Source organism: Methylocystis sp. MJC1 (assembly GCF_026427715.1).
GTDB lineage: Bacteria > Pseudomonadota > Alphaproteobacteria > Rhizobiales > Beijerinckiaceae > Methylocystis.
Map to the genome: position 1 here is coordinate 671,013 of NZ_CP107558.1, position 23,033 is coordinate 694,045.

General features: G+C 63.9%; 24 protein-coding genes and 1 other RNA gene. 14 read left to right on the forward strand and 11 right to left on the reverse strand.

Annotated features, from left to right (window positions below; genetic code table 11):
• Positions 1-89 precede the first annotated feature (89 nt).
• The 3 genes from thrC (at position 90) to OGR47_RS03325 (ending at position 3,028) form a co-directional block, all read left to right on the forward strand.
• Positions 90-1,496 carry a threonine synthase gene (gene thrC, locus OGR47_RS03315; RefSeq protein WP_165051635.1) on the forward strand — a complete coding sequence of 469 codons (1,407 nt, stop codon included), beginning with the start codon at positions 90-92 and terminating at the stop codon, positions 1,494-1,496.
• 5 nt (positions 1,497-1,501) lie between these two features.
• A complete protein-coding gene (locus tag OGR47_RS03320) occupies positions 1,502-2,098 on the forward strand; it encodes a GNAT family N-acetyltransferase (protein WP_165051632.1) in 597 nt (198 codons plus the stop codon).
• Between the two features lie 165 nt (positions 2,099-2,263).
• Positions 2,264-3,028 carry a WecB/TagA/CpsF family glycosyltransferase gene (locus OGR47_RS03325; RefSeq protein ID WP_246729661.1) on the forward strand — a complete coding sequence of 255 codons (765 nt, stop codon included), beginning with the start codon at positions 2,264-2,266 and terminating at the stop codon, positions 3,026-3,028.
• 110 nt (positions 3,029-3,138) lie between these two features.
• Here OGR47_RS03325 and hisG read toward each other — a convergent pair whose 3' ends face one another.
• The 3 genes from hisG to OGR47_RS03340 form a co-directional block, all read right to left on the reverse strand.
• Positions 3,139-4,113 (reverse strand): ATP phosphoribosyltransferase, encoded by a 975-nt coding sequence (hisG, locus tag OGR47_RS03330; protein WP_165051312.1) that lies wholly within the window; start codon positions 4,111-4,113, stop codon positions 3,139-3,141.
• Positions 4,110-5,273, reverse strand: coding sequence for an ATP phosphoribosyltransferase regulatory subunit (locus OGR47_RS03335; RefSeq protein WP_246729660.1), 1,164 nt, complete (start codon positions 5,271-5,273; stop codon positions 4,110-4,112). Before OGR47_RS03335 ends, hisG begins: the two co-directional genes overlap by 4 nt.
• Before the next feature lie 152 nt (positions 5,274-5,425).
• Positions 5,426-6,349 (reverse strand): hemerythrin domain-containing protein, encoded by a 924-nt coding sequence (locus OGR47_RS03340; RefSeq protein ID WP_206527432.1) that lies wholly within the window; start codon positions 6,347-6,349, stop codon positions 5,426-5,428.
• 167 nt (positions 6,350-6,516) lie between these two features.
• Between OGR47_RS03340 and OGR47_RS03345 the strand changes: the two genes are divergently transcribed.
• Entirely contained in the window at positions 6,517-6,804 is a 288-nt protein-coding gene (locus tag OGR47_RS03345) for a ribbon-helix-helix domain-containing protein (protein WP_165051309.1), read from the forward strand.
• 41 nt (positions 6,805-6,845) lie between these two features.
• The gene (locus OGR47_RS03350; protein WP_246729670.1) at positions 6,846-7,097 is read left to right on the forward strand and encodes a type II toxin-antitoxin system RelE/ParE family toxin; all 252 of its coding nucleotides are present in this window, start codon (positions 6,846-6,848) and stop codon (positions 7,095-7,097) included.
• A gap of 20 nt (positions 7,098-7,117) precedes the next feature.
• Here the strand turns inward: OGR47_RS03350 and OGR47_RS03355 are convergent, their stop codons facing one another.
• Positions 7,118-7,897 (reverse strand): hypothetical protein, encoded by a 780-nt coding sequence (locus OGR47_RS03355; protein WP_246729659.1) that lies wholly within the window; start codon positions 7,895-7,897, stop codon positions 7,118-7,120.
• Positions 7,898-8,079: 182 nt separating this feature from the next.
• Between OGR47_RS03355 and OGR47_RS03360 the strand changes: the two genes are divergently transcribed.
• From OGR47_RS03360 to recR, 7 genes are all read left to right on the forward strand, one after another.
• On the forward strand, positions 8,080-9,561 hold the full coding sequence (locus OGR47_RS03360; protein WP_246729658.1) for an ATPase domain-containing protein: 1,482 nt from the start codon (positions 8,080-8,082) through the stop codon (positions 9,559-9,561).
• Positions 9,562-11,139, forward strand: a complete 1,578-nt coding sequence (locus tag OGR47_RS03365) for an ATP-binding protein (RefSeq protein WP_165051304.1) — start codon at positions 9,562-9,564, stop codon at positions 11,137-11,139.
• Between the two features lie 59 nt (positions 11,140-11,198).
• Positions 11,199-11,295: signal recognition particle sRNA small type (gene ffs / locus OGR47_RS03370), an RNA gene on the forward strand.
• 24 nt (positions 11,296-11,319) lie between these two features.
• Complete coding sequence (locus tag OGR47_RS03375) at positions 11,320-11,676, forward strand: GFA family protein (RefSeq protein ID WP_165051302.1); 357 nt, start codon at positions 11,320-11,322, stop codon at positions 11,674-11,676.
• Between the two features lie 53 nt (positions 11,677-11,729).
• Positions 11,730-13,532, forward strand: a complete 1,803-nt coding sequence (locus OGR47_RS03380) for a DNA polymerase III subunit gamma/tau (RefSeq protein ID WP_165051300.1) — start codon at positions 11,730-11,732, stop codon at positions 13,530-13,532.
• Positions 13,533-13,544: 12 nt separating this feature from the next.
• Positions 13,545-13,868 carry a YbaB/EbfC family nucleoid-associated protein gene (locus OGR47_RS03385; RefSeq protein WP_165051297.1) on the forward strand — a complete coding sequence of 108 codons (324 nt, stop codon included), beginning with the start codon at positions 13,545-13,547 and terminating at the stop codon, positions 13,866-13,868.
• 107 nt (positions 13,869-13,975) lie between these two features.
• A complete protein-coding gene (gene recR, locus OGR47_RS03390; RefSeq protein WP_165051295.1) occupies positions 13,976-14,581 on the forward strand; it encodes a recombination mediator RecR in 606 nt (201 codons plus the stop codon).
• Between the two features lie 206 nt (positions 14,582-14,787).
• Here the strand turns inward: recR and OGR47_RS03395 are convergent, their stop codons facing one another.
• The 3 genes from OGR47_RS03395 to OGR47_RS03405 form a co-directional block, all read right to left on the reverse strand.
• Positions 14,788-15,441 (reverse strand): DsbA family protein, encoded by a 654-nt coding sequence (locus OGR47_RS03395; RefSeq protein WP_165051293.1) that lies wholly within the window; start codon positions 15,439-15,441, stop codon positions 14,788-14,790.
• An 85-nt stretch (positions 15,442-15,526) separates the two neighbouring features.
• Positions 15,527-15,751, reverse strand: coding sequence for a hypothetical protein (locus OGR47_RS03400; RefSeq protein ID WP_165051290.1), 225 nt, complete (start codon positions 15,749-15,751; stop codon positions 15,527-15,529).
• Between the two features lie 262 nt (positions 15,752-16,013).
• Positions 16,014-17,408: a histidine kinase gene (locus tag OGR47_RS03405; protein ID WP_371824411.1), complete on the reverse strand. Its 1,395-nt coding sequence runs from the start codon at positions 17,406-17,408 to the stop codon at positions 16,014-16,016.
• A 210-nt stretch (positions 17,409-17,618) separates the two neighbouring features.
• On the opposite strand from OGR47_RS03405, the gene OGR47_RS03410 reads away from it, so the two are divergent.
• Positions 17,619-18,017, forward strand: a complete 399-nt coding sequence (locus tag OGR47_RS03410; RefSeq protein WP_165051287.1) for a hypothetical protein — start codon at positions 17,619-17,621, stop codon at positions 18,015-18,017.
• Positions 18,018-18,125: 108 nt separating this feature from the next.
• Here OGR47_RS03410 and rpsD read toward each other — a convergent pair whose 3' ends face one another.
• The 4 genes from rpsD to rpsA all read right to left on the reverse strand — a co-directional run bounded on the left by rpsD (position 18,126) and on the right by rpsA (position 22,346).
• On the reverse strand, positions 18,126-18,743 hold the full coding sequence (rpsD, locus tag OGR47_RS03415; RefSeq protein WP_165051284.1) for a 30S ribosomal protein S4: 618 nt from the start codon (positions 18,741-18,743) through the stop codon (positions 18,126-18,128).
• Positions 18,744-19,014: 271 nt separating this feature from the next.
• Positions 19,015-19,371 (reverse strand): hypothetical protein, encoded by a 357-nt coding sequence (locus OGR47_RS03420; protein ID WP_165051273.1) that lies wholly within the window; start codon positions 19,369-19,371, stop codon positions 19,015-19,017.
• Positions 19,372-19,445: 74 nt separating this feature from the next.
• Positions 19,446-20,405 carry a hypothetical protein gene (locus tag OGR47_RS03425; protein WP_165051271.1) on the reverse strand — a complete coding sequence of 320 codons (960 nt, stop codon included), beginning with the start codon at positions 20,403-20,405 and terminating at the stop codon, positions 19,446-19,448.
• Positions 20,406-20,621: 216 nt separating this feature from the next.
• A complete protein-coding gene (gene rpsA / locus OGR47_RS03430; protein WP_165051268.1) occupies positions 20,622-22,346 on the reverse strand; it encodes a 30S ribosomal protein S1 in 1,725 nt (574 codons plus the stop codon).
• A 396-nt stretch (positions 22,347-22,742) separates the two neighbouring features.
• On the opposite strand from rpsA, the gene OGR47_RS03435 reads away from it, so the two are divergent.
• Positions 22,743-22,973: a hypothetical protein gene (locus OGR47_RS03435; RefSeq protein WP_165051266.1), complete on the forward strand. Its 231-nt coding sequence runs from the start codon at positions 22,743-22,745 to the stop codon at positions 22,971-22,973.
• The last annotated feature ends 60 nt before the right edge of the window (positions 22,974-23,033 follow it).

Sequence of the window (23,033 nt, forward strand, 5' to 3'; positions counted from 1 at the left end):
GAGGCGACGAGCCTTGCGGCCAGCGTCGATATGGTATGAAAAGGCGTTGACGCGTCATGCTTCGCGCCGCCTGCGAGATGGAACTGAAATTGCGCTACCTTTCGACGCGTGGCGAAGCCGCGCAGCTTGATTTTGACGACGTTTTGCTCGCTGGCCTCGCTACGGACGGCGGTCTCTACACGCCTCTCGCCTATCCGCATGTCTCGCCCAAGGACATCGCCGCCCTTGCGGGCCAATCCTACGCCGAGACCGCCGCGCGCCTTATCGCGCCCTTCCTGACGGAGGAGGCCTCCCGGGAGGCGCTTCGTGATCAGACGCAGGCGGCCTATGCGAGCTTCCGGCATCGCGCCATCGCCCCGCTGACGCAGATTGCCGACAATCTCTTCGTGCTGGAGCTCTTCCACGGCCCGACCCTGGCGTTCAAGGATCTGGCCATGCAGCTCCTCGGCCGCATGATGAACGACGTGCTGGAGAAACGAAATCTGCGCGCCACCATCGTCGGCGCGACCTCCGGCGATACGGGCGCCGCGGCGATCGAAGCGTTTCGCGGCCTGCCGCGCGTCGACGTTTTCATTCTTTATCCGCACGGCCGCGTCTCCGACGTGCAGCGCAAGCAGATGACCTGCGTCGCCGATGAAAATATCCACACCATCGCGTTGCAGGGCACATTCGACGACGCGCAGAACATTCTAAAGCGTCTGTTCCGAAACCAGCCGTTTCGCGAAGGCGTCGGCCTCGCCGGCGTGAATTCCATCAACTGGGCGCGCGTCGTCGCCCAGACGGTCTACTATTTCACGAGCGCCGTCTCTCTCGGCGCGCCGCATCGGCGTGTTTCCTTTGCCGTCCCGACAGGAAATTTCGGCGATGTGCTCGCGGGCTATATCGCCAAACATATGGGCCTGCCGATCGAGCGGCTGATCGTCGCCACCAACGCCAACGATATTCTCGCCCGCGCCATTGCGACCGGGCGCTACGAGCCGCGCGGCGTGACCCCGACGCAATCACCCTCGATGGACATACAAGTCTCGTCGAATTTCGAGCGCCTGCTGTTCGACGCCGCCGGACGCGATCATACGGCGATTCGCGCCGTCTTCGCTTCGCTCGAGCAATCCGGCGCCTTCGAGATCCCCGCCGCCGCGCTCGCCGCCATTCGCGCAGAGTTCGACGCGACCTCGGTCGGCGAAGCCGAGACGACCGATGAGATCGCGCGCACATGGCGGGACGCCGGCTATGTGCTCGACCCGCATACGGCGACCGGCGTGCGTGCGGCGCGGGCGCGGCTGACGCAGGACCCCTCAACGCCCGTCGTCGCGCTATCGACCGCTCATCCGGCGAAATTTCCTGACGCCATTGAACGCGCCATTGGCAAGCGCCCGCTTCTCCCCGAATCGATTGCGGCGCGGCTCGAAGGGCCCGAGCGCTTCACCATCTTGGAAAATGACGAAGCGCGCATCGCCGCCTTCATTGCGGAGCGCGCCCGAGCGGCGCGAGCATGACTTCCATGGCTCTCTTTGGCGTCTTAGGCCGTCGCGACATGCCCATCAGGGGCGAGGGGCTCTATCTGCGGCCCTCCGAGATGCGCGACTATCTGGAGTGGTCGTCGCTGCGTGAGAGAAGCCGCGCCTTCCTTACGCCATGGGAGCCGATCTGGCCCGTCGACGATCTCACGCGCGCAAGCTTTCGCTATCGGGTCCGCCGCCATGCGGAAGAGATGGCCCGGGACGAAGCCTATTCCTTTTTTGTTTTTCGCGAAGAGGATGACGCCCTCCTGGGCGGGCTCTCCTTCGGCCATGTGCGACGCGGCGTTTCTCAGGCGGCAACGCTCGGCTATTGGATGGGCGAGCCCTATGCAGGCAAGGGCTATATGACTCGCGCGGTGCGCGCCGCCTGCGCCTATATTTTCGAGAAACAGGGCCTGCATCGCATCGAGGCGGCCTGCTTACCCACGAATGAGCCTTCCAAGCGGCTCCTGGAGCGCGTTGGCTTCAAGCATGAGGGATATGCCCGCTCCTATTTGAACATCAATGGCCAGTGGCGCGACCATCTGCTCTTCGCGCTTTTGGAGACGGACCCCATCCCGCCGGGCAAGCCGGTGTAACGCTAAGTCTCCGCTCTGCATGGTTTATCCGAAATCGCTAACGCGCGTTAATCGGATTTCGAGCATCGAGAAAGCATTCGATTGAGGGTATTCCCAGCGACTTGCTGATTTTCCTCGGATTATGCGTAGGCTCTAACAGCCAAGACGTGAGACGAGGATTGTTCCGTGAGTATCGAAAACATCGACGCGACGGTTGTGGGCGGCTGTTCGGTGGCTTGCCTCGGGCTCAAAGAAACAGCGCGCTTGATGTTGGACCTCGCACGCGCGCCGGCGCGAAAGGAAGGTCCTTATTACTTGACCTCCGTCAACGGCGAAGTGATCGCGCGCCGCTTCTTCGACCGGAAATTTGCCAAGTCGATCGACTGCGCCGATTCGATCGCCGCCGACGGCCAGCCGCTGGTTGTGGCCTCCAAGCTCTTTTCAAAGAAAAAGCCGTTGCCGGAGCGCGTCGCGACAACGGACCTCTATCCGCTTGTTGCGCGCATGGCGCAGGACGCGGGCGCGAGCTTTTATCTCCTGGGCGCCTCAGAGGAGGTCAATCGCGCCGCCTATGAGGCGACCAAGCGCATGGTGCCGCGCCTCAATATTGTTGGCCGATCGCATGGGTTCCTGAAAGGCGCGGCGCTCGAGGAAAAGCTCGACGAGATCAACGCGCTCGCTCCGGATATTCTCTGGCTGGCCATGGGCGTGCCGCTGGAGCAGCAATTCGTGCGCGACCATGCGCGCCGGCTCAAAAACGTGAAGATGATCAAGACGTCGGGCGGCCTGTTTGACTTTGTCGCCGGCGCCAAGAAGCGCGCCCCAACCTGGATGCAGCTTATCGGCCTAGAATGGGCGTTCCGGCTCATGCTGGAGCCGCGTCGGCTGTTGAAACGCTATCTCACCACGAATCCTATCGCGGCCTATTTGCTGCTGACGCAGACGCATTAAAGCGCATGCGCTCGGGCGGGCTCGCAAAGCGAGCGACCGGGAAGCCAACCAGCGATATTCTGGCGTCCCCGGTCGGCTTCCAGTCGGCCCATCCCCTCAAAGCGAATTATTCAAGCGGATACGGCTTCAAGCCGCCCGGCCAGTTTTCCCCAAAGGGCGTTGCCGGCTTTGAAAACATAATCGAGCTTGGCGCTTGTCACGCTCTGGGCGCCCTTGCCGATCAACCAATCCGCGAGGGCCGCGACCTGTTTGGCAGGACAGGCGAAGGTCGTCGTTTCGCCATTGCGTTCTCGCAACGTGGCGCCGAAATTGGTCTGAGCCTCGCCTAAAGCCTCGTCGCTCAACGAAATTGCCGCCCGCACCTCGCGTGTCGCGCGGGCTTCCTCTTCCGCCGCGATGCGCGAGAGAATGACGCGCGCGGCCTCCTTCGCCGTTTCGCTCCAGGGCGCTGAGAGCGACGCCACGAGATTGGCCTGCGAGCGCAGGATCACGCCGTCGTCGAGAATCTTGAGCGCGTTGGCGGCGAGCGTCGCGCCGGTGGTGGTGATGTCAACGATGAGGTCGGCGGAGCCGGCGGCGGGCGCGCCTTCGGTGGCGCCGGAGCTTTCCACGATGCGATAGTCGCCGACGCCATGTTGCGCGAAGAAGCGGCGCGTGGTGTTGAGATATTTCGTCGCGACGCGCAGGCCGCGCCCATGGCGCGCGCGAAAGCTGTCGGCGATGTCCGCGAGATCGGCCATGGCGCGCACGTCGATCCATGCCTGTGGGACCGCGACGACGACATTGGCGTGGCCGAAGCCCAGCGGCGCCAGCAGCTCCACTTTGCTCTCTGGATCGGCGATCTCCTCGCGCACCAGGTCTTCGCCGGTAATGCCGAAATGAACGTCGCCGCGCGCGAGGCGGCCGGTGATCTCGGAGGCCGAGAGATAAGCCACTTCGGCGCCGTCGAGCCCGGCGATGGCGCCGCGATAATCGCGGGCGCCGCGTCCCTGCGTCAGCTCCAGGCCGGCGCGGGCGAAGAAGGCGTTGGCGTTTTCCTGCAAGCGGCCCTTGGAGGGCGTCCCCACGATGAGCTTCTGCGTCATGCCGCGTCTCCCGCGCGCGCGGCGCTGGCTATTCTATCGATCCAGATGGCGGCGCCCACGGCCGGAATATCGGCCTTGGCGCCGAGCGTCTTCAAAAGCCGGTCGTAACGGCCGCCGCCGATGACAGGCGCGTTTTCGCCCGCGGCTCGCGCTTCGAAGACGAAGCCCGAGTAATAATCGAGATGGCGGGCGAAGCTCGCCGAGAAAACCATGTCGTCGAGGTTCAAGCCGCGAGCGGCGATGAAGCTTGCGCGGGTGTCGAAGGAATCGAGCGCCGCCGTGAGATCGAGCCCGGCGTCTTCGGCGAGTTTGCGCAGCGTCGCGGAAGCGATGTCCGGCGCGCCCTCTACGGCGAAGAAGGCCTCCGCCAGGGCGCGTTTCTCAGGCGAGACGCCGGCGCCCTCGGTGAGCGTCGCCTGATCGAGGAAGCGCTCGGCGATCTCCGCCGCGCTGCGGCCGCCGACCGGCGTGATGCCGGCGATGGCGAGAAGGTCTTCCACCAGCCGGCGGGCGTCGGCGGGATCAACCTTGGCGAGCGCTGCGAGCACGCCGGATTGTTCGGCGCCGCGGCGGCTCGGCGGCGTGAATATCTCCGCGATCGACTGGGCGCGCGCATGGCCCGACTCGACGCGTCGGCGCCAAACCGGCGGCAGGTCGAGCCCGTCGAGAAAGGCCGACACCAACCCGGCGTCGCCGATGCTCACCGAAAGCGTCTTGGCTCCGCCGGCGGCGGCCGCGTCCAGCGCCGCGCCGAGAATTTCGGCGTCAGCCGCCTCACGATCGTCGCGGCCGAAGCTCTCTATGCCGGCCTGCAGAAATTCCCCATCGCCCGACGCCTCGCGCAAAGGCGCGCGGAAGATCGAACCGCCATAGGCGAAGGCGGCGGCCTCTCCCGCTTGCGACGTGGCGAGATAATCCAGGCAGACGGGAATTGTATATTCCGGCCGCAGGCAGAGTTCGGCGCCGGAGGCGTCCGTCGTCAAATAGAGATGGCCGCGAAAATCCTCGCCCGAGCGATCAAGAAAGACGCCTGCGGGCTGCAGGAGCCGGGGCTCGTGGCGCGTAAAGCCCGCCCGTTCGAAATGCGCAAGAATGGCCGCGAGCCTATCGGCGGCGATTCTCTCGGGGGCTTGGCGATCGGTGGCTTTGTCGGCGGTCACGCGGGAATTTTCCTCTCGATTTTGCGTTTTCTTTAGCAATTGCCTGGGTCGCGCGCACCCGCTTTCGGCGCGAAAGGTGAATGTGGCCCATCCAAAGAAAGAGCCGCGGGGACGCCGCGGCTCGATTACGATCGGAATGTGACGGGAAATGCTCAGCGTCGATGCTCCCAGCCCCGGCGCGAAGCCTCGGAGTGGCGTTTGGGGTCGCCGTGCCAGCCTCGATGCTGAGAAGACTGGCCGCCGCGCTCTTCCTCGCGGCCGCGCGCGCCTCGCGCCTCGTCGCCCCGGCGTTCCTCCCAGCCGCTGCGGGCCCCGCGAGGCTCCTCCTCGCCGCGCCGGCGTCCTTCCTCCTCGCGGCCGCCCCAGGGCGACCGGCGCTCTTCTTCCTCCCACCCGCGTCCTTCCTCGCCGCGCCGGCTTTCCCAGCTTTCGCGCCCGCGGCCGCCACCGCGCTCGGCGCCCCGGCCAGGCGGCTCGGCCCAGACTTCCTCCTCCTGGGCCAGCTGGATATGCAGGGTCTTGGGCTGCGGCAGCAGCAGCTCCTCGGAGAATTGCTCCATCAGCTCCTCGCGCCGCGCCGTCATGCGCTTGCCGAGCGCCGCCGTGTCGACGCCGCCTTCCAGCGCCTTGGCGAAGATGCTGTCGGGGCTCTTTTCCTCCTCCTGGATATGCCGGCGCATATATTCCGCCAGCACCATCACCTTGGCGTCGAAAAACGGATCGCTCTGCGGCGTGCCCATGGCGATTTCCGCGGTGAGGATTTTCGCGGTGTCGTGCTCGACCTGCGCTTCGTCGAGCAGCGGGTCGTCCACATGCTCGCGGCAGGCCGGATAGAAGATTTCCTCTTCCAGCTCCGCATGAATCGTGAGCTCGAGGCAGATCTGCTGCGCGAGCTTGGATTTCTCGGCGCGCCGCTTCGCCTGCTCATATTTGTCGAACAAAGATTCGACGCGGCGGTGGTCCGACTTCAGCATTTCGATGGCGTCGGCTTTCTGCTTTTCACCGTTGCCGCTGGTCTTCTCCTGCATTCCCTTGGTCGAACCCTTTTCGTCCCATTCGTCCATCTGCTTCGCCATGGGTTTCCTCGACGCGCTTGACTGAAACGCCCCTTTCAGCCGTTCGAAGCGCGTAACGCGGGGCGTGCTTGGGCTGTTCCAAATGGCGAAGGCGGGGCAGGACGCGGGCATAATAGCTTTCTTGGCGCGTTCCATCCCGGTATGCTGGGCAAAATTGGAGAGCGAAGATGGCTGACCTCGAACGGCTCACCGTCACCCTGCCGAGCGATATGGTCGCCGCTGTGAAATCCGCCGTAACCGCCGGGGACTATGCGTCGGCGAGCGAGCTCGTGCGCGAGGCCATCAGCGAATGGAAGACCAAGCGCTATGCGCAGGCTCAGGAATTCGAGGCGCTCAAAGCCGATATTGACAAAGGCCTGGCTGACGTCGCCGAGGGCCGAACGAAGGATTTCGACGCCGAAAGCATTATTGCCCGTGGGAGAAAGCTATTAGCCAACCGCTCCGACTCCGCCTGACAGAGACGGCGGAAGCCGACCTCGCTGAGATATGGGCCTATATTTCAGAGGATTCGGAGCATGCGGCGACGCGCTTGCTCGAGCGGGTCAAGAAGGCCTGCGTGCGTCTGCTAGAATTTCCGCTATCGGGAGCGTCGCGTGAGCAGCTCGGTTGCGGCCTACGCGTGATATTCCAAGGCAATTACGCGATTTATTACCTTGTCCAGGCGCGAGAAGTTGTCGTCGTGCGCGTCTTGCACGGCGCCCGCGACGCGGCCGCGCTCGCGGAGCAGGGCGGCTTCGCCGCCAACTGAGGCGGAACTCCCCGCCGAGCTCACTTTCCCGCCCGCTCCAGCAATTGCTCCAACGGCTGCGCGCTCACCCCCTTAGGCGGCGCGAAAGGTTCCTCCACGGAGGCGACGAGGGAGATGGCGACGATGGCCGCAGCGCCAAAGATCGCCTGCGCCAGCAGCTGCGACCTTGCGCGCTCGAGATGCACGACGGCGAGGGCGATCTGCGTGATGAAGGCGATGATGATCACCGCGGCCCATTTGCGGTCGTCCGGATAGGCGCCCGCGATGGCGAGACGCTGCTCGCGCGCCGAGCGCAGCTTCATCACCGTGTCGACCAACGCGCGCTGGAAGGCGGGCTCGATTCTGGCGCTGCTTGCGGCTCGCGTCAGCCCATTGAGCGCCGCCTCGGCCTCGGGCGCCTCCTCGCCGTTTTGCATCGTCTTCCATTCTAGCCCGACGACCGACTCGATATAGTTGCGGATGGCTTTCGGCAGATCGCTCGTGTCGGCGCCATGATTGCCGTCCAGCGCCATCAGCGTCACCAATTGCTCGCGCTCCAGGGCGACGGCGCGATAGGCGCGGCGGTTGGCGTCCCAGACATCCTGCGACAGGAACGTCATGAGAAGACCGAAGAGCGTCGCCGGCACGCCCACGAAAGGCGGAACGACGCCCTTCCAATTTTGCGTGCGGGGCGCAAGGGGCGAGGCGAAGCTCAACCAGCAGAGGAATAGCGCCAGCGCCGTCATTGTCCCACTCAGCGTCAGCGCCATGACTGTTGTCGTCTGGGACATCCACCAGTGAATAAGCGTCAGGTTCTCCACTATTCCCTCCGGAGCCGAAAACTTGGCCTCTTGGGTAAGGTGGAGGGCGCCGAACGGCAAGCGTTGCGGCTCGGGCTTCGCTTTACCAGGCTCTTTCCAAAGCTGCTTGTTGGCGTGCTACTGGAGTGGTTTGATTGTCCCTATATCGAAAAAGCAGGGTTCTCGCGGCGATGCCCCAAACGATGATCGAAATCTCCCGCTTTCTGACTGGCGTTCCGGGCCTCGATGAGGTCTTGCAGGGAGGGCTTCCGCGCGGCGCATTGATCTTGGTCGAGGGGCCTCCTGGCAGCGGGAAGACGACCGTCGCATTGCAGTTTCTGCTTGCCGCCGCGCAGAGGGGAGAGACCTGCCTGCTGGCCTCCAACGCCGAGACGCCCGAGCAGCTCAAGCTCATCGTCGCATCCCACGGCTGGAGTCTGGAAGGCGTTCACGTCACCTCATTATCGGAGGGGTGCAGCGGCGCAGAGGAGGCTCCCGCCTTGGATTATACGCTTTTTCCGGAAGCCGAGGTGGAGATCGGCGAAACGCTCCAGCACCTCTTCTCGGAAGTAGAAAGATTAAAGCCGACGCTGTTGGTCCTCGACACGATTTCGAGCCTGAGAATAGTCGCGCCCACGCCCGCCTTCCATCGACGCCAGCTCAAGCGCATTCGGGATTTCATGGCCGCGCGCGCCTGCACGACCGTGATGCTGGACGAAGCCTCGATGACCGAAAAGGACTTGCGCAGCCAGACGCTTTCCGACGGTCTTATCGAGCTGCAGCAAGTCGATTTCCATTACGGCGCCGATCGGCGTCGCCTCAGGGTTCGCAAGCTTCGAGGCTGCCGATATCTGAGTGGCGCGCATGATTTCACGATCATGACGGGGGGGCTCGAGGTCTATCCCCGGCTCGTCGCGCAGAGCTATGCGGACGCCCCGTGTTCGGAGGCGCTCGAAAGCGGAATTCCAGAAATCGACACGCTGACCGGCGGCGGTATTCCGCGCGGCTCGAGCACGCTCGTCGTTGGGCCCGCCGGTATCGGCAAGTCAACAATATCCACGCTTTACGTGATTGCTGCGGCGGCGCGCGGCGAAAAAAGCTGCGTGCTTCTCTTCGACGAGAATGTCGAAACCTATATGACGCGAAGCGAGGGTCTCGGACTCAAAATGAGAGCTGCAAAGGAGGCAGGGCTTGTCAGCATTATACACCTTGATCCGGCGGAGCTCAGCGCGGGCCAGGTCGCCAGCCTTCTCATCCGTCACGTCGAAGCGGATGGCGCGAAGGTGGTGGTCATCGACACTTTGAACGGTTACCTTCAGTCTGCGACAGAGGAGCCGAGCGTGTTCCTGCACATCAGGGAGCTCATCTCCTATCTGAGCCGTCGCCAGGTCATGATACTGATCACTCTCACCCAGCACGGGATTCTCGGTCTGGAGATGGCGACGCCGATCGATCTCAGCTTCCTCGCCGACAATGTCTTCTTGCTGCGTTACTTCGAGATGAAGGGCGCCCTTCATAAGGCTTTGTCGGTCGTCAAGAAGCGGACTGGCGGGCACGAACACACAATTCGTGAACTCACGGTGGGGAACGGCCGCATTGATGTCAGCGAACCTCTCGAAGGGTTTAGCGGGGTGCTCACCGGCACGCCTGTCTTCGCGGATGAGGCCAGCCGGAAGGGGATATGAATGAGTTGGCGCGACTCCTGCGGAGCCGGCGGCGACGGGAAGGATTTTCGCGTTCTGATCCTCACGCCGCATGGCCGCGACGCTGTTCTCGCCCAGCAGACGCTCAGCCGCACGGGCCTGCGTAGCTGCGTCTGTTGCGATCTGAAGCAACTCTGCCTGGAGATTGCCGGAGGAGCGGGCGCGGTAATGGTCTCGGAGGAGGCGCTGCCGCGCGCTCACCCGGGTGAATTGGGGGCGCTGTTTGGCGCGGACCCCCCTTGGTCTTCCTTGCCGATTGTCGTCCTGCTGGGGAGAGGCGCCTCCTTCCATAATTTTCCGTTGCTGCGTGCGCTCGAAATACGGCCCAATGTCAGCTTCCTGGAACGGCCCGTTCCGAGGCGCACGCTGGTCAGCGCGCTTCGCGCCGCCATCGAGGCGCGCCGCCTGCAGTACCAAATTCGCGACGCGCTCAATGAGCAGAAGGCGGCCAATCGCAAGAAGGATGAGTTTATCGCCACGCTGTCGCATGAGCTGCGTAACCCGCTGGCGCCCATCCGAAGCGCGGTTTATGTTTTGAGAAGCTTGGGGGACGACGCGGGAGCCAAAGACAAGGCAGGCAGATTGCTCGCGATGGTCGAACGGCAAACGGACCATCTCGTCCAGCTTGTCGACGATCTTCTAGAGGCGTCCCGCATTACGACCGGCAAGGTCGCGCTCAAGCGACGCCCTGTCACCCTCGCCGAAACAATCCATCAGGCCTTCGAGATAAGCGAGCCTCTGATCGCGAACGGGCGTCACAATTTGAGCGTCTCGCTGGAGGAGGAGCCGCTGGTCGTAGACGGCGATCCGGTGCGCCTCACGCAAATATTCGCAAATCTCCTCAATAACGCGGCGAAATACACGCCGCCCGAGGGCCATATCGAGGTCTCGCTCAAGCGGGACGGGGAGCGCGCTATTGTCAGCGTGGTAGACGATGGGATTGGCATTCCTCAGGGAATGCTGTCCCACATCTTCGATCTCTTTTCGCAGGCCGACCGGGCCGCAGGCCGCATGCAGGGTGGCCTCGGCATTGGGCTCGCCCTCGTGAAGAGCCTTGTCGAAATGCATGGCGGCAGCGTGGTCGCGTATAGCCGCGGCTCCGATCAGGGTAGTGAATTTATCGTGACTTTGCCTTTGGCGACTACCGCGAGCAATGATTGCGAAAGCGCTGATGGCGTCACGCCGATGCGGCTTTACCGACGGGTCCTGGTTGTCGACGACGAGGTCGACGTCGCGAATAGCCTGGCCTTGTTGCTCGAAACCATGGGTGCCGAGGTTCGGGTCGTCTTCAGCGGCGTCGAGGCGCTTTCCTGCGTGGTCGAATTCAAGCCCGATGTCGCCTTCCTCGACATCGGCATGCCGGCGATCGACGGCTATGAAGCTGCGCGGCGGATACGCGCCATGCGCGAAGGCGCGGGCCTCTGCATGATTGCTCTGAGCGGCTGGGGGCGAGACGAAGATCGAGAGCGAGCCCTTGAGGCGGGTTTCGACCAGCATCTGACGAAGCCCGTGAGCGCCGACGCCTTGAGAAAGGTGATGGCTTCAACGGCGTGTCATTGATACGCGGATAGTATACGAGCCCTCTTGCATCGCCGTGCGACCTCTGCCACATAGGGCCCGGGAGGTTGGCGTTGGACGTTTCACTCGCCAACCGGGTCAGATCCGGAAGGAAGCAGCCCTAACGAGCTTGAGCGGGTCTTCGTCCAGCCTCCTACCTTTGGTCCGCGCGAGGAGCTGCTGATGAGTGAGGCGTCTTACCGCGGCTCCTGCCAGTGTCAGGCCGTCGTCTTCGATGCGACGCTCGACCTCGACCACACCATCACCTGCAATTGCTCCCGATGCCAGCGGCTGGGCTCGGTGTTGAGCTTCGCGCCCGCAGAAAAGTTCCACCTGCAAAAGGGCGCCGAGGCGCTGACCGAATATCGCTTCAACTCGAAGAAGATCGGTCACCAGTTCTGCAAAATCTGCGGGATCGAGCCTTTCGCTTATGGCGAGACGGCGGAGGGCGCGCCGACGGTCGCCGTGAACGTCAACTGCCTTGATGGCGTCGACCCACGTGCGTTGAAGCCGGCGCATTACGATGGGCGAAGCCGTTAGATTTTTGCCGCAGGGCGGTAGAAAAGGCGTTCGCAAGCCTTTAGTACTTCGTCATGGACGACGCGCTGTTTTCTGATCCGCAAGGCGCCGGCGCGCCTCCCGCCGCCTATCGCGTCCTTGCGCGCAAATATCGGCCTTCGAGCTTCGCCGATCTTATCGGCCAGGAGCCGATGGTGCGCACGCTCGAGAACGCTTTCGATCTCGGCCGCATCCATCAGGCCTATCTGCTGACCGGCGTGCGCGGCGTCGGCAAGACCACGACCGCCCGCATTCTCGCCCGCGCCTTCAATTACGAGCTGCCCGCCGCGGACGGCCGCCCGGCGGTCAACCAGCCGACGATCCATATGGATGCGCTCGGCGTGCATTGTCAGGCGATCATCGACTCCCGCCACGTCGACGTGCTGGAGATGGACGCCGCCTCCCACACCGGCATCGACGACGTCCGCGAGATCATCGACAACGCCCGTTATCGCCCGGTGATGGCGCGCACCAAGGTCTATATCATCGACGAAGTGCACATGCTCTCCAAGGCCGCCTTCAATGGCCTGCTGAAGACGCTGGAAGAGCCGCCGGAGCATGTGAAATTCATTTTCGCCACGACCGAGATCGACAAGGTGCCGGTCACCGTGCGCTCGCGCTGCCAGCGCTTCGATCTGCGCCGCATCGACGCCGGGCTTCTCGCCGAGCATCTCCGCAAAATCTGCGACAAGGAGAGCGTCGAGATCGAGCACGACGCCCTCGCCATGATCGCCCGCGCGGCGGAAGGGTCTGTCCGCGATTCGCTGTCGCTGCTCGACCAGGCGATCGCCTATGGCTCGGCGCACAGCGCCAATGGAGCGATTAAAGCCGACGATCTGCGGCTGATGCTCGGCGTCGCCGACAAGTCGCGGGTGATCGACCTCTTCGAGGCGGTGATGGCGGGCGACGTGGCCAAGGCCATCGCTTTGCTCGAAGACCAATATAACGGCGGGGCCGATCCGGCGCAGGCGCTTCTGGAAATGGCGGAGTTCGCCCATCTGGCCACGCGCCTGAAGCTGGCGCCGGAGACGGCGCAGTCCGCCGCGCTGACGCCGGAGGAAAAGCGACGCGGGCAAGACGCCGCCGAGCGGCTCTCCGTGCCGGCGCTGACCCGCGCCTGGCAGATTTTGATGAAGGGCGTCGACGAGCTGCGCGGCTCGCAGCGGCCCTTGCAGGCGGCCGATATGGTGCTCGTGCGGCTGGCTTATGCCGCCGATATGCCGACGCCCGGCGACGTGCTCAAGCAACTCGGCTACGGCGCGCCGGGAGCGGCCGCTGCGCCGACCGCCCCTGCGAGCGCCCCGCGCGGCGCGCCCGTTGCAACGAGCATCGCCGCGCCGGTCTCACGCGGGCCTGTCGCCGCGAGGCCCGCCTTGGCGCAGCCTGCGCCCGCCGCGCCCGGCGTGGCTATCGCAAGCTTCGAGGCGCTTGTCGCCCTCGCCGAGGAAAAACGCGAGATTCGGCTGAAAATCTCGCTCGAATCCGACGTGCGGCTGGTGCGCTTCGAGCAAGGGCGTATCGAATTCGAGCTCGCGCCGGGCGGTTCGCGCGAGTTGGCGTCCGCTTTGATGCAGAGGCTGCAGCTCTGGACAAATGAGCGCTGGATGGTGTCGATCGTCGCCGCCGGCGGCGCGCCGACGCTGAAGGAAAAGCGCGACGCGCAAGAGCGCGAGCGCCGCTCGGGGCTGGAGGCTGATCCGGTTGTGGCCAGCGTGCTGGCGCATTTTCCGGGGGCGCAGATTATCGCCGTGCGCAGCAGGGACGACCAAGCCTCGCGCGCTGGCGTGGAGGAGGCGGATGAGCAATATGACGACATGTCGCCGCCCGAGGAAGATTGAGGAGAAGCGTCGATGATGGACTTCATGGGCCTGATGAAACAGGCGCAGCAGATGCAGGCCAAAATGGCCGAAGCGCAGCTCGAACTCGAAAACGTCGAGGTCGAGGGCGAGGCGGGCGGCGGCCTGGTGCGGGTGAAGCTCTCCGCCAAGGGCGCGATGAAGTCGATCTTCATCGATGAGAGCCTCGTGAAGCCGCAGGAGAAGGAAATCCTCGAAGACCTGATCCTGACCGCCCATATGCAGGCGCGCGCCAAGGCGGACGAGGTGATGGCGGAGAAGATGAAGGCGATGACCGGGGGGCTGCAACTGCCGCCGGGCTTCAAGCTGCCATTCTGATCCAAATCATGGACCGTCATTGCAAGCGGAGCGAAGCAATCCAGAGCCGTGATGACGCTTCTGGGTTGCTTCGTCGCTGCCGCTCCTCGCAATGACGGAAGCGCTCGATGGCTGAACGCGTCGCTGGTCCTGAAATAGAGAGGCTCGTGCAGCTTCTCGCGCGGCTGCCGGGGCTCGGTCCGCGCTCGGCGCGGCGCGCCGTGCTGCATCTCATCCGCAAGCGCGAGGAGCTTCTGAGCCCGCTTGCCGACGCCATGCGCGTCGCGCAGGAGAAGATCGTCGGTTGTTCGGTCTGCGGCAATATCGATACGAGCGACCCCTGCACCATCTGCCGCGACGCGCGGCGCGATCCCTCGATCCTGGTGGTGGTCGAGACGGTCGCCGATCTCTGGGCGCTGGAGCGCGCGGGGCTGCTCAATGCGCGCTATCATGTGCTCGGCGGCGTGCTTTCGCCGCTCGACGGAGTCGGGCCGGAAGATTTGACGATCGCAAGTCTGATCGAGCGCGCGCGCGCCGGGGAGGTTCGCGAGATCGTGCTCGCCGTCAACGCCACCGTCGACGGCCAGACGACGGCGCATTACATCGCCGATCTCCTGGTGCCGATCGGCGTGAAAGTAACGCGCCTCGCCCATGGCGTGCCGGTCGGCGGCGAGCTCGATTATCTCGACGAAGGCACGCTGGCGGCGGCGCTGGAGCGGCGGACAGTGTTTTAGGCCTGATCGTCCGGGTCGCAGCTGTGCTTTGCGAAATCCGCTCGACCGGTTCGTTGTCATTCCCGACGCTCGCGAAGCGAGGATCGGGAATCCAGAGCAGCGTCGTCATATTTGCTCTGGACTCCCGATCGGGCCTTTGGCCCGTCGGGCATGACAAAGCCGTTCGAGCTGCTCAATTCGCGCGGTGCTTCAGTTTCCTTCTTGGCTTATTTGGCCGGCGTCTTCGCGGCGATGATCTTGCCAAAATCGTCGACGGTGATTTCGCCGGTATATTTGTCGCCGTTCACAAAGAAGGTCGGCGTGGAGTTGATTCCGAACTTCTCATTGGCGCGGTTGCGCACGGCGTTCACCTTCTCGTAGAGCGCCTGATCCTTCAGGATCGCTTCGAATTTATCCTGGGGGAGACCCGCCTGCTTGAGCACATTGGCGAGACCATCCAGCGGCTTGTCGACGAAAGCCCAGTTCTTCTGCTGCGCGAAGAGCAAATCCACCACCGCGTCGCGCTTGTCGCCGAGTTCGCGCGCCAACATGAAGGCGGCGGTGGCGAGCGGGTCCAGCGGAAACTCCCGCAGAATGAATTTTGCCTTGCCCGTGTCGATGTAATTCTTCTTGAGCGCCGGATAGACCTCGTGGTGGAAAGCCGCGCAATGGCTGCAGGTCATGGAGGCGTATTCGACGATCGTCACCGGCGCATTGGCGTCGCCCTCGACGATGTCGGGCAGGGCGTTCGGAGCCATCAGCTCCTCGACCGAAACCTTGCCGGCGGGGGCTTTGTCGGCGAGCGCCGGACCGGCGATGAAAAGCGCGCCGGCGGCGACGATCAGGCGGCGGCGGGAAAGAGAGAAAAACGAAAACGACATGTTGGCCTGTTCCTTGGGAGAGGGCGCAGCGACCATAATCGCTCCGCCGCTTCGGGCAAAGATTCTTTGGCGGAAGAGGAGAGTGCTATTTGCGCTTGGTCGGAATGCCGTGAGTAGGCCGGAAGAAATAATAGACGAGCGCAATGGCGGCGAAGACGCCGCCCGCCCAAAAGACGACGTCGCCAATCATCAGGTCCTTCATGCTGAAGCTCGCAACGCTGATGAGAAGGCCCGTGATCGCGAACCACAAAGGCGTCTGGCTGCGTTCTTCCTGGGGTTGCGGCCGCGGGCGGTTCGGGAATTGAGACATTGTTGTTTCCCCCTTTGAGATTTTTTGGGGATCATACAGCGTCCTTGGCTGAACAAGGAAGGAGGGCGCGGGCGGGGGCAGGAGGCGACAAAGGAAGAAGGAGACGCCGCTTGCGGCGCTCGTCATTCCCGACGCTCGCAAAGCGAGCGATCGGGAATCCAGAGCAAAACCAGCGCTTTTTGTGGCCTCTGGATTCCCGCTCGGGCCTTTAGCTTGCCGGGAATGACAAGTCCCCACGCGAGCTATTCAAGCGGAAACGGTATTACGCTGCGCTCGGCAGCTCCATCGCGGCAGGCGCGCTCAAAGCGGCAAGGGGGATTTGCGCCGCGACTTTGACGCCTCTCGCGGCCTGGCCGATTGTCAGCCTCCCGCCAAATGCGGCGACGCGCTCGCGCATGCCCAGAACCCCTTGCCCGGTCGACTGATCGAGTCTGGCGGGGTCGCCGCCGCCGTCGTCTTCAACTGTCAGAGCGATGATTCCGTCATTGGCGGCGAGGCGCTCGACTCGCAGATAGACGTCGTGGGGATCGCCATGGCGCATGGCGTTCGTCAGGCATTCCTGGGCGATGCGATAGAGGCTCGTCGAGACGGAAGCGGGAACGGCGGCGAGGTTCCCCAAGACATCGAGATGGACGACCGCCTTGGGCGACGTCTGCGCGTTCCAGCCGGCCACGAGCTGCATGAGGCAGGCCTCAAGGCCCAATTCCTCGAGATCCTGGGAGCGAAGCCGCGCGAGGGCCTGACGCAGGGTGGCCATCATGCGCTTGGCCGTTCGACCGATGGCGCGTGCGTCTTGCGCGAGGTCGGGCCGATCGGGCGCGCCCGCCTCGATCGCCGCGGCGAAGGCGATGGTCGCGGTGAGGCATTGTCCGAACTCGTCGTGAAGATCGCGGGCGAGCGCGCGGCGCTCCTCCTCCTGAACTTCGAACAGGCGTTTCGTCAGCGCCATGCGCTCGGCGGTGATTTGCGCAAGGCGCGCCGCCAGATCGTTCACGGCGCGGGCGATCAGGCCGAATTCGCCCGCGTCCGCAACGTCTATGCGACCCCGGTAGTTTCCGGTCTCCAGATCGCGCAGGCCGGCCACGATCCGTCCGGTCGGCGCCAGAGCATGGGCGATGGCGAAGGCGGCCAAGAAACAAATTCCGATCGCCATTGTCGCGGCGACCGTCAGGACCACCGAAATCTGGCGCCAGGCCTGACGAACCGCCGCGGCGGAATCGGCTGTCGCGACGACGAGAGCGTCGGGATCGCGCACCGAAACCCGACGAGCGACCGACGGCTGCCCGCCGAAGAGGCTCTCATAGGCGGCGGCGAACCATTGCGGGGCAGGGGTGCCCACGCCTTCGATCTGGCTGCACAGCCGGCGCGGTTCCTGATTGGCGCCGGAGCGGAAGGAGATGCAAACGCCCGGCGCGATCAGCTTGAGCGTCTCCAGCGTTTCCCATTCGGTCTGGGGCAAGAGCAGCCGATCGTTGCGCAGGCTTCGACGCCAGAGGATCTCGCGCCAGAAGAGATTTTCGAGCCCTATCGCGCTGCGTTCGGCCGAGGCCACCGTCTCCGAGCCGATCGTGCGGTGGGCGTCCGCCATCACCCAGCCCGCTGTGATCGCCAGGCACAGCAGGACGATGCCGATGAGGCGCAGGATGAGACGAAGCATCAATTGCATCATAGGCTCCGGAACAAGAAAGCGGGCGTCCGCGAAAAGTAGCCGACGGCACAACCGCCTTCAACGATGCGGCGGCGTCTCGGCGCGACGTCGGGCAAATTTCCCAAAGCGGCGAAGGTCGTATTCCCAAGAAAGCTGACCAAGCGCGCGCGATGAGTGGGCATCGATCAACTCGAGGTCGAAACTCAAAAGGAGAGCGTCTTGGAAGTCTTGCTCATCGGTTCGGCCGCCTGCGTCACCGCCCTCATAACGACCGCCTGGCTCATGACACTGGCGAAGTGGTTTCCGATCAAAGCGATCGATCGTTTCGTCGTCGATTACAAGACGATGATCAGGGCGCATGTCGACTATGCGCTGATGGCGCTCTTCGGCGCGGCATTCTATGGAGCCGGCGTGGAGTTGCCGGTGGTCGCCTGCTGGTGTGTCGCGGTTGGCGGTTTCTCGAATCCAACCGTGTTCACGATTGCCGCTTTCGACCCGAACTTCTGGAGCAAGAAAATCTGGCGCGCCTATACGGCGCTCAGCTTTACCGTGTCTTCGGTCGGGTTCTTGTGGATCGCCTATGCTTTCGCCGCACATGCGATAAAGCATTGGGCCTGAGCCGAGAGGCGGAGCGGCGCCCCGAGGCGACACTATACGTGTCTTACAAACGAAACGGGCCCCGAAACGGGGCCCGCAAACTTGTCGCCCGCAGGCGTATGTCGTCGATCAGCGCGAATAGAATTCGATGACGAGGTTCGGCTCCATCTGGACCGGGTAGGGCACCTCGGTCGCGTGCGGGACGCGCGAGAGCTTGGCGGTCATCTTGGAGTGATCGACGTCGTAATATTCCGGCACGTCGCGCTCGGCGAGGCCGACAGCTTCAAGAACCGTCACAGCCTGCTTCGAGGATTCCTTCACCTCGATCACATCGCCGACCTTCACGAGATAGGACGGGATGTTCACGCGGCGGCCGTTGACCCGGATATGGCCGTGATTGACGAACTGGCGCGCGGCGAAGACCGTCGGCACGAATTTGGCGCGATAGACGATCGCGTCGAGACGGCGCTCCAGCAGGCCGATGAGATTGTCGCCCGAGTCGCCCTTCATGCGGATGGCTTCGGCGTAATACTTACGGAACTGCTTCTCGGAGATGTTGCCGTAATAGCCCTTGAGCTTCTGCTTCGCCTTGAGCTGCGTGCCGTAGTCGGAGAGCTTGCCCTTGCGGCGCTGACCGTGCTGGCCGGGGCCATATTCGCGGCGGTTCACGGGGCTCTTCGGGCGGCCCCAGATGTTCTGGCCCAGGCGGCGATCGAGCTTATATTTGGCTTCTGCGCGCTTCGTCACTTTACTTTCGTCCTCTCATAATCGCGTCCGATGTGCGAGAGGCGAAAAAGACGGTAAAGCGCCCGGAGCGGATCGCTCGGGCGCAACGCCTTCAAAATCGCGCCTCTTCACACGCGCCCGGCGGCGCCGGGGATGAAGAACGCGCCCTCCTCTGCCGGAAGATCACCGGCCGACAGGCGTACGATCGAACGCCACGGGTGCTGGCCTGAAGCGGCGTTCCCGCCTCAGGATCATGGGGAGCTAAAGAAAGTCGCTCCCCGAGTCAAGTCGTTTACGGCCAGTCGAACGGCAGGCCCTCGTCGTAGGGCACGATCATGTCCGTGTTGTAGGGCGGCCGCTGCGGGGCGGTCTCCTGCATATACCAGCTGCGCTGATTGGCCTCGATCGGGTCGTGATTGAGATAGGTCTGCTGCAGCATGTAGCGGTTGGTGCTGCCAACCGGCACCTTGGTGCCCGGATCAAGCCAGCTGCGGCGCTCGACCTCGACCGGGGCGCGGCCGTTGGCGGCGAGCTGGCTATGCGAAACGGAATAAGCAGGCCGGCGATGCGACTTGGCGAGGGCGTCGCCGCCCGCGGCGATCGCAATCAGGCAGGCGAGGCCCACCGAGAAATTCAGTCCTTTGCGCATCTCCAACCTCTTGAGCTCGACGCTTTGCCTACATCATATATAGTATCGCACCGCAAAAGCGAGACGAAGCTTGCCTATTGTTCGCCTTCGGCCGCCTGCTGCACGACGGCCGCCGGTTGCGCCGCCACATGGGCTTTTTTCTTCGCTTTGGCGACCGGTTTGCTGACGCTCGGCTTGCCGGCGTTCGCCTTGGCGTGCGCCGCCTTTTGCAGCGGGATGGAGGCCGTGAGATCGTCGCGCGAGACATTGGCGCAGCCCGGGCCGCGCGCGAGCTCCGCATTGAGGAAGAAGTCGTTGAGCGCCTTGTTGTCGGCGCCCGCCGAATAGCTCAACTTGTCCAGAGCGCAGGCGAGGGCGACGCGGTCCATCGGCTTGCCCGCCGCGCCGCAGGCGATGCCGGCGATTTCGAGCGACGCCTTGGGTTCGACGAGGCGCGTGGCGAGGCAGGCGCGTTCGCTCGCCTCGGCGCCTTCGCCGCCCGTCTGGGCGAGGCGGATATCCGCCGTCTCGAAGGCGCCGAACCGAGTGGAAACCGTCGAGCGCTGGGCGATCTTTGCGGCGGAGAGGCCGGCCGCCGAGGCGTGATTCTTCATATCGAGGTAGAAATCGGCGTTCGTCGCCCGGGGATCGAGATTTGGATGAACGTCGATGCGCAGGAACGTCCCGCTCCCGGCGAATTGCCCGATCGTCAGGCTGTCGACGCGTGGCGTCCCGTCTTTCTTCTCCCCGACCGCGACCACTTTCTTCTCACGCCTGAACTCGGTCGAGGCGATATCGAGCGCCGCCCCGACCGGACTTTCGATCTCCGTCGACGCCTTCGCCGTGATCTTTGCCGGAGTCTCGACGGCGACCGGGCCGGCGTCCGCCGTCTCGGGGGTCGGCGCTGGCAGGCGAATCAGTAATGCGGCGCCGGCGAGAATGACAGAGGCGACAACGCCCATCCCCAGGGCGGCTTGGGCGCCCTCCGGCCGCGCACGCAGCGGACCCCGGTAGACGGTTTCGGCAGGGTTATGGTCGAAAGAGGTCGCACGCATCGCTCAACTCCGGCGCTCGCGCGCTCAGCGCGCGTCAACATTTGCCGCATGTTGCGCAAATCTAGGAAAAACTAAGGTTAACGGGGCTCTAGCGCCTGCCGGCATGGTAAATGGACGGTAAATCGGCGGTCCCCGGCGTTCATCGAACGAAAAAAAGGCCTGCGCGAGCGGGTCGCGCAGGCCTTCCGATTTTCAAACCTCAGATCGCTCGGAGGATTAGCCCTTCTTCGGACCCTCTTCGCGGGCCTTCAGGGCCGCGCCGAGGATGTCGCCGAGCGACGCGCCCGAGTCGGCCGAGCCGTATTGGGCGATCGCCTCCTTCTCTTCGGCGACTTCCAGCGCCTTGATCGAGACGGCGACCTTGCGCGCCTTGCGGTCGAACAGGGTGATGCGGGCGTCGACCTTCTCGCCAACGGCGAAGCGCTCGGGGCGCTGGTCGGCGCGGTCGCGAGCCAGCTCGCTGCGCTTGATGAAGGTCGTGAGATCCGAGCCGGCGATCTTCACGTCGAGGCCGGAATCCTTGACCTCGATCACCTCGCAGGTGACCACGGCGCCCTTCCTGATCTCGCCGTCCTCGCCGCCAGCGGTGGCGAAGGGATCGCCCGCAAGCTGCTTGACGCCGAGCGAGATGCGCTCCTTCTCGACGTCGACGTCGAGAACCTGGGCCTTGATCACGTCGCCCTTCTTGTACTCCTCGATGACCTGCTCGCCCGGACGGTTCCAGTCGAGGTCGGAGAGATGGACCATGCCGTCCACATCGCCGTCGAGGCCGATGAAGAGACCGAACTCGGTCTTGTTCTTGACCTCGCCTTCGACTTCAGAGCCGACCGGGTGCTTCTCGGCGAAGGCTTCCCACGGATTCTGCAGGGTCTGCTTGAGGCCCAGCGAAATACGGCGCTTGACCGGATCGACCTCGAGCACCTGAACGTCGACTTCCTGGCTGGTCGAGACGATCTTGCCGGGGTGGACGTTCTTCTTGGTCCAGCTCATCTCGGAGACGTGGACCAGGCCCTCGATGCCCGGCTCCAGCTCGACGAAGGCGCCGTAGTCGGTGATGTTGGTCACGCGGCCATGGAACTTCGCGCCGATCGGATATTTGGCCTCGATGCCCTGCCACGGATCCTCGAGCAGCTGCTTCATACCGAGCGAGATGCGGTGCGTCTCGTGATTGATCTTGATGATCTTCACCTTGACGGTCTGACCGATGGTCAGCACCTCGGACGGATGATTGACGCGGCGCCAGGCGATGTCGGTGACATGCAGCAGGCCGTCGATGCCGCCCAGGTCCACGAAGGCGCCGTAATCCGTGATGTTCTTCACGACGCCGTCGATCACCTGCCCCTCTTCGAGGTTGGCGACGATCTCGTGACGCTGCTCGGCGCGGCTCTCCTCCAGCACCGTGCGGCGGGAGACGACGATATTGCCGCGGCGGCGGTCCATCTTCAGGATGTGGAACGGCTGCGGCACGTTCATCAGCGGCGCGACGTCGCGGATCGGACGGATGTCGACCTGCGAGCGCGGCAGGAAGGCCACGGCGCCGTCGAGGTCGACGGTGAAGCCGCCCTTGACCTGATTGAAGATGACGCCCTCGACCTTCTCATTGGTCTCGAAGGCCTTTTCGAGCTTGACCCAGCTCTCCTCGCGACGCGCCTTGTCGCGCGAGATGACGGCTTCGCCCAGCGCATTCTCGACGCGCTCGAGATAGACCTCGACCTCTTCGCCGACGGCGGGGGCGGGATCACGGCCATAGCCGGTGAATTCCTTGAGGGCGACGCGGCCTTCGGTCTTCAGACCGATGTCGATGACGGCGACGTCCTTCTCGATGGCGACGACGCGCCCCTTGATGACGGAACCTTCGAAAGCCTCGTTATCGCCGTAGCTCTGCTCGAGCAGGGCGGCAAAATCTTCGCGCGTGGGGGCGCGATCGGTCGTGGCGGACATTTGTTCTCCTGAGAGCCCTGGTCGGGCGGCGCCGGCTTGGGGTTGGCGTTGCGGAGGGTTTCGGCGATCGGAACGTCTCGGGCGCGGCAAAACGCTCTCAAAGACGAAAAGTTCGTAAAACGAACTGGCCGGCGCGGCCCGATCACAAAAACCAAGTGACACGCGCCGAGCGAAAGGTTCGACGCGCTGGGGGTTTTATCAGCGCGTCGCCGGCCCCGCAAGCGCCGCCGTGCGCCTTTTATCATGTTGCGCCGCACTTCTGTAGCGGCTGCGGCCACGTTGTATTAGTAATCACTGCATAGTGTCGCAATCTGAGCCAATACCTGCTAGCTAGACAGGCGCCAATGACAACGCCTGAGCTCGGGGCTGTCTGGCGTTCGTGTGCTGGAGAATTTTATGAAGCCGAACATCCTTTCAGGCGCCGCCCTGGCTGCGGCTGCTCTCTCTCTCGCTATTGCTGGGGCCGCTCCTGCAGAGGCCAAGCACAAGGCCCATCATCGTCCATCCAAGGAGACGGCCGAGAAGCACAAATGCAGCGGCAAGAACAGCTGCCCTGCCAAGGCCGAGAGCAAGGAAGCGCCCGCCGACGCCAGGCCAGCCGAAGGAAAGCCGGGCGAGGGCAAGTAATTCTGTTTCGGCGCACGAGGCCAATTGGCGGCGCCGATTATCGCCCCTCGTGGGGTTTTT

Excerpts from the sequence above, each read along its gene's own strand:
- OGR47_RS03320 (WP_165051632.1), top strand. The coding sequence starts at position 1,502 with ATGGCTCTCTTTGGCGTCTTAGGCCGTCGCGACATGCCCATCAGGGGC.
- hisG (WP_165051312.1), bottom strand. The coding sequence starts at position 4,113 with ATGACGCAGAAGCTCATCGTGGGGACGCCCTCCAAGGGCCGCTTGCAG.
- OGR47_RS03340 (WP_206527432.1), bottom strand. The coding sequence starts at position 6,349 with ATGGCGAAGCAGATGGACGAATGGGACGAAAAGGGTTCGACCAAGGGA.
- OGR47_RS03345 (WP_165051309.1), top strand. The coding sequence starts at position 6,517 with ATGGCTGACCTCGAACGGCTCACCGTCACCCTGCCGAGCGATATGGTC.
- OGR47_RS03360 (WP_246729658.1), top strand. The coding sequence starts at position 8,080 with ATGATCGAAATCTCCCGCTTTCTGACTGGCGTTCCGGGCCTCGATGAG.
- OGR47_RS03365 (WP_165051304.1), top strand. The coding sequence starts at position 9,562 with ATGAGTTGGCGCGACTCCTGCGGAGCCGGCGGCGACGGGAAGGATTTT.
- OGR47_RS03375 (WP_165051302.1), top strand. The coding sequence starts at position 11,320 with ATGAGTGAGGCGTCTTACCGCGGCTCCTGCCAGTGTCAGGCCGTCGTC.
- OGR47_RS03380 (WP_165051300.1), top strand. The coding sequence starts at position 11,730 with ATGGACGACGCGCTGTTTTCTGATCCGCAAGGCGCCGGCGCGCCTCCC.
- OGR47_RS03385 (WP_165051297.1), top strand. The coding sequence starts at position 13,545 with ATGATGGACTTCATGGGCCTGATGAAACAGGCGCAGCAGATGCAGGCC.
- recR (WP_165051295.1), top strand. The coding sequence starts at position 13,976 with ATGGCTGAACGCGTCGCTGGTCCTGAAATAGAGAGGCTCGTGCAGCTT.
- OGR47_RS03395 (WP_165051293.1), bottom strand. The coding sequence starts at position 15,441 with ATGTCGTTTTCGTTTTTCTCTCTTTCCCGCCGCCGCCTGATCGTCGCC.
- OGR47_RS03400 (WP_165051290.1), bottom strand. The coding sequence starts at position 15,751 with ATGTCTCAATTCCCGAACCGCCCGCGGCCGCAACCCCAGGAAGAACGC.
- OGR47_RS03405 (WP_371824411.1), bottom strand. The coding sequence starts at position 17,408 with ATGCTTCGTCTCATCCTGCGCCTCATCGGCATCGTCCTGCTGTGCCTG.
- OGR47_RS03420 (WP_165051273.1), bottom strand. The coding sequence starts at position 19,371 with ATGCGCAAAGGACTGAATTTCTCGGTGGGCCTCGCCTGCCTGATTGCG.
- OGR47_RS03425 (WP_165051271.1), bottom strand. The coding sequence starts at position 20,405 with ATGCGTGCGACCTCTTTCGACCATAACCCTGCCGAAACCGTCTACCGG.
- rpsA (WP_165051268.1), bottom strand. The coding sequence starts at position 22,346 with ATGTCCGCCACGACCGATCGCGCCCCCACGCGCGAAGATTTTGCCGCC.
- OGR47_RS03435 (WP_165051266.1), top strand. The coding sequence starts at position 22,743 with ATGAAGCCGAACATCCTTTCAGGCGCCGCCCTGGCTGCGGCTGCTCTC.